This is a genomic window from Viridibacillus soli, from assembly GCF_016612995.1.
Classification (GTDB): domain Bacteria; phylum Bacillota; class Bacilli; order Bacillales_A; family Planococcaceae; genus Viridibacillus; species Viridibacillus soli.
Genome location: NZ_JAEOAH010000032.1, coordinates 1 through 616, shown reverse-complemented (window position 1 = coordinate 616; position 616 = coordinate 1). Strand labels below are relative to the sequence as shown.

1 protein-coding gene is annotated in these 616 nt (G+C 36.9%); it reads left to right on the top strand.

Features of this window, described 5'->3' with window-relative positions; all coding sequences use genetic code 11:
• Nucleotides 1–616, top strand: a 616-nt coding sequence (locus tag JFL43_RS16855; RefSeq protein WP_234447856.1) for a phosphopantetheine-binding protein, incomplete at both ends; no start/stop codon positions are given.

Here is a 616-nt window from a genome sequence, read left to right as displayed (position 1 = left end):
AATCAGTGGGAGATTACTTGCACATGATTTTGTACAAAACGCAGTAGTAGTTGATTATTCGGATTATCTTGGTAAAAAATATTTGTGTGCCTATTATGTTAGTGATGATGAAGAATTAACAATGGAAGAATTACGTATATATCTGTTGCGTGAGTTGCCAGAGTATATGGTCCCAACCTACTTTATTGAGTTAGACGAGATGCCACTTACGCCAAATGGAAAAGTAGATCGTCAATCATTACCTGAACCGAATACAAAGGCTGACATGGAATTGCAATATGAGGCACCACGTAATGAAATAGAAGAGAAACTGGTTCATATTTGGGAAGAAGTATTAGGAGCAGAGAGAATTGGAATTCAAGATAATTTCTTTGAACTCGGTGGCAATTCCATTCTTATGGTGCAAATTCGAACACGCATTAGCAAGGAGCTAGGAATCGATATAAATTTACGAGACTTCCTAGAAAATAATACAGTTGAATTATTAGCTCAACTACTCGCAGATGGTTATGAAGCACAAGTGGTTCATTATTCAGAACTGACACCAGATCCAGATAATATACATGAACCATTTCCACTAACGGATGTTCAAATGGCATATTTAATGGGGCGAGAA